Below are 3,344 nucleotides of genomic sequence, written 5' to 3' on the forward strand. Positions count from 1 at the left end.
TCGGACCAGTTTGCCGCGATATGCCGTCCAGGTCGGTGTTTTGAACAAGGTTTGACTTGCTTCGCTGGAAGTGCTGCGCTAACCCTCGCCGCGTTGCAGCATAGGCCCTTAAAACGGTTCAGCGGTTAAACTGTCACGCTTCCGCATTAGGGTCCGGTGCTGTAATCAAACTGGATTGGCGCCAACGGAAAGCCGAGCATGAACGCACTCTTGAGCTCATACCTGCCCATCGTCCTGTTCATAGGCGTGGCGCTGGTTGTCGGCCTGGCGCTGCTGGCCGCGCCCTTCCTGGTGGCCTACCGCAATCCCGATCCCGAAAAGCTTTCCGCCTATGAGTGCGGTTTCAACTCGTTCGACGACGCCCGCATGAAGTTCGACATCCGTTTCTACCTGGTGTCGATCCTGTTCATCATCTTCGACCTGGAAGTGGCCTTCCTGTTTCCGTGGGCGGTGTCGTTTTCGAAGATCGGCATGCTCGGTTTCTGGTCGATGATGGTGTTTTTGGCGGTGCTGACCATCGGCTTTGCCTATGAATGGAAAAAAGGAGCGCTGGAATGGGATTGAACGACAGTTCAGGCACCCTCGTCGCGCCGAAGCCCAAGGGTATTATCGATCCCAACACCGGCAGGCCGGTGGGGGAGGACGATCCCTTCTTCCTCGAGATCAACAACGAGTTGGCCGACAAGGGCTTTTTGGTCACTTCGACCGAGGCGCTCATCACCTGGGCGCGCAGCGGGTCGCTGATGTTCATGACGTTCGGCCTCGCTTGCTGCGCGGTCGAGATGATCCACACCTCGATGCCGCGCTATGATTCGGAGCGGTTCGGCGTCGCGCCGCGCGCGTCCCCGCGCCAGTCCGACATCATGATCGTCGCCGGCACGCTGACCAACAAGATGGCGCCGGCGCTGCGCAAGGTCTACGACCAGATGCCGGAACCGCGCTACGTCATCTCGATGGGCTCCTGCGCCAATGGCGGCGGCTACTACCACTACTCCTATTCGGTGGTGCGCGGCTGCGACCGCATCGTGCCCGTCGATATCTATGTGCCCGGCTGCCCGCCGAGCGCCGAAGCGCTGCTCTACGGCATTCTTCTCTTGCAGAAGAAGATCCGCCGCACCGGCACGATCGAACGGTAAATCCATGACCGCATCCCTGAGCGAACTGTCGAACTATCTCGGCGAGAAGCTGATCGGCCGCGTGAACGAGGCTGATATTGCCTATGGCGAACTCACCATCCATGTCGAGCCGCGCGATCTGGTCGAGGTGATGACCTTCCTGCGCGACGATGCGCGCTGCCAGTTCATCTCGATCATCGACGTCTGCGGCGCCGACTATCCGTCGCGGGCCAAGCGTTTCGACGTCGTCTATCATCTGTTGTCGCCGAAGCAGAATGTGCGCATCCGCGTCAAGGTGCAGGCCGACGAGGAAACCATGGTGCCGTCGATCACCGGCGTCTTTCCCGGTGCCGACTGGTTCGAGCGCGAGACCTACGATCTCTATGGCGTGCTGTTCTCGGGCCATCCCGATCTGCGCCGCCTGTTGACCGACTATGGTTTCGAAGGCCACCCGCTGCGCAAGGATTTCCCGCTGACCGGCTTCGTCGAGGTGCGCTACGACGATGAGGCCAAGCGCGTTATCTATGAGCCGGTCGAGCTCAAGCAGGAATTCCGCAATTTCGATTTTTTGTCCCCGTGGGAAGGTACGGATTACGTGCTGCCGGGTGACGAGAAGGCAAAGCAGTAAATGGCTGAAACCTCGGTCCGCAACTTCAACATCAATTTCGGCCCGCAACACCCTGCGGCGCACGGCGTTTTGCGCCTTGTGCTGGAGCTGGACGGCGAAGTCGTCGATCGCGTCGATCCGCATATCGGGCTCTTGCATCGCGGCACCGAAAAGCTGATCGAGGCCAAAACCTACCTGCAGGCGATTCCCTATCTCGACCGGCTCGACTATTGCGCGCCGATGAACCAGGAGCACGCCTTCGCGCTCGCCGCCGAGCGCCTGCTCGGCATCGAAGTGCCGAAGCGCGGCCAGCTGATCCGCGTTCTCTACTGCGAAATCGGCCGCATCATGTCGCACATCCTCAATGTGACGACGCAGGCGATGGACGTCGGCGCGCTGACGCCGCCGCTGTGGGGCTTCGTCGAGCGCGAAAAGCTGATGGTGTTCTATGAGCGCGCCTCGGGTTCGCGCATGCATGCCGCCTATTTCCGCCCCGGCGGCGTCCACCAGGACCTGCCGCAGAAACTGGTCGAGGACATCGGCAAGTGGATAGATCCGTTCCTGAAGTCGATCGACGACCTCGATCAGCTGCTGACCGGCAACCGCATCTTCAAGCAGCGCAATGTCGACATCGGCATCGTCTCGCTGGAGGATGCCTGGGCCTGGGGTTTTTCGGGCGTGATGGTGCGCGGTTCGGGTGCTCCCTGGGACCTGCGCAAGTCGCAACCCTATGAATGCTATTCGGAAATGGATTTCGACATTCCGATCGGCAAGAACGGCGACTGCTTCGACCGGTACCTCGTGCGCATGGAAGAAATGCGCCAGTCGGCGAAGATCATGCGCCAATGCGTCGATCTCCTGCTCGGCAAGGAGAGCACCGGCCCGGTGTCGAATCTCGACGGCAAGGTGGTGCCGCCCAAGCGCCAGGCGATGAAGCGCTCGATGGAAGCGCTGATCCATCACTTCAAGCTCTACACCGAGGGTTATCGCGTGCCGGCCGGCGAGGTTTACGCCGCGGTCGAAGCGCCGAAGGGCGAATTCGGCGTCTATCTGGTCTCCGACGGCTCCAACAAGCCTTACCGCTGCAAACTGCGCGCCCCCGGTTTCGCGCATCTGCAGGCGATGGATTTCCTCTGCCGCGGCCACATGCTGGCCGACGTCACCGCCGTTCTCGGCTCCCTCGACATCGTGTTTGGTGAGGTCGATCGCTAAATGTCAGTCCGCCGTCTCGCAGAAGCCAGCGTCCAGCCAGCATCCTTCGCCTTCAACCGGGCGAATGCGGCTGCGGCGAAGCAATGGATCAAGAAGTACCCGAAGGGCCGTGAGCAGTCGGCCATCATTCCCTTGCTGATGATAGCGCAGGAGCAGGAAGGCTGGGTGACGAAGGCAGCCATCGAGACGATTTCCGACATGCTCGGCATGCCGCGTATCCGCGGGCTCGAAGTCGCGACCTTCTACACGCAGTACCAGTTGAATCCGGTCGGCACGCGTGCGCATATCCAGGTCTGCGGCACCACGCCCTGCATGCTGCGCGGTTCGGAAGCGCTTATGGATGTCTGCCGCTCCAAAATCCATCACGACCAGTTCCACGCCAACGACAAGGGCACCTTGTCCTGGGAAGA

Annotated in this window: 5 protein-coding genes; all 5 read left to right on the forward strand. The window is 60.9% G+C overall.

The genetic code is table 11. The features are described from left to right. Nucleotides 1–198: 198 nt before the first annotated feature. Nucleotides 199–564 carry an NADH-quinone oxidoreductase subunit A gene (locus EOC06_RS29160; protein ID WP_010910112.1) on the forward strand — a complete coding sequence of 122 codons (366 nt, stop codon included), beginning with the start codon at nucleotides 199–201 and terminating at the stop codon, nucleotides 562–564. Next, a complete protein-coding gene (locus EOC06_RS29165) occupies nucleotides 555–1,136 on the forward strand; it encodes an NADH-quinone oxidoreductase subunit B family protein (protein ID WP_013531090.1) in 582 nt (193 codons plus the stop codon). Before EOC06_RS29160 ends, EOC06_RS29165 begins: the two co-directional genes overlap by 10 nt. Nucleotides 1,137–1,140: 4 nt before the next feature. Next, the gene (locus EOC06_RS29170; RefSeq protein WP_127268493.1) at nucleotides 1,141–1,743 is read left to right on the forward strand and encodes an NADH-quinone oxidoreductase subunit C; all 603 of its coding nucleotides are present in this window, start codon (nucleotides 1,141–1,143) and stop codon (nucleotides 1,741–1,743) included. After that, nucleotides 1,744–2,934, forward strand: coding sequence for an NADH-quinone oxidoreductase subunit D (locus EOC06_RS29175; RefSeq protein ID WP_128309419.1), 1,191 nt, complete (start codon nucleotides 1,744–1,746; stop codon nucleotides 2,932–2,934). Then, on the forward strand, nucleotides 2,935–3,344 hold a 410-nt coding region (locus tag EOC06_RS29180; protein ID WP_206631277.1), incomplete at its 3' end, for an NAD(P)H-dependent oxidoreductase subunit E.

The organism is Mesorhizobium sp. M7A.F.Ca.MR.362.00.0.0 (assembly GCF_004023175.1).
Classification (GTDB): Bacteria; Pseudomonadota; Alphaproteobacteria; order Rhizobiales; family Rhizobiaceae; genus Mesorhizobium.

What these genes read in the sequence shown, in the direction of transcription:
- EOC06_RS29160 (WP_010910112.1), top strand. Translation starts at nt 199, where the DNA reads ATGAACGCACTCTTGAGCTCATACCTGCCCATCGTCCTGTTCATAGGC.
- EOC06_RS29165 (WP_013531090.1), top strand. Translation starts at nt 555, where the DNA reads ATGGGATTGAACGACAGTTCAGGCACCCTCGTCGCGCCGAAGCCCAAG.
- EOC06_RS29170 (WP_127268493.1), top strand. Translation starts at nt 1,141, where the DNA reads ATGACCGCATCCCTGAGCGAACTGTCGAACTATCTCGGCGAGAAGCTG.
- EOC06_RS29175 (WP_128309419.1), top strand. Translation starts at nt 1,744, where the DNA reads ATGGCTGAAACCTCGGTCCGCAACTTCAACATCAATTTCGGCCCGCAA.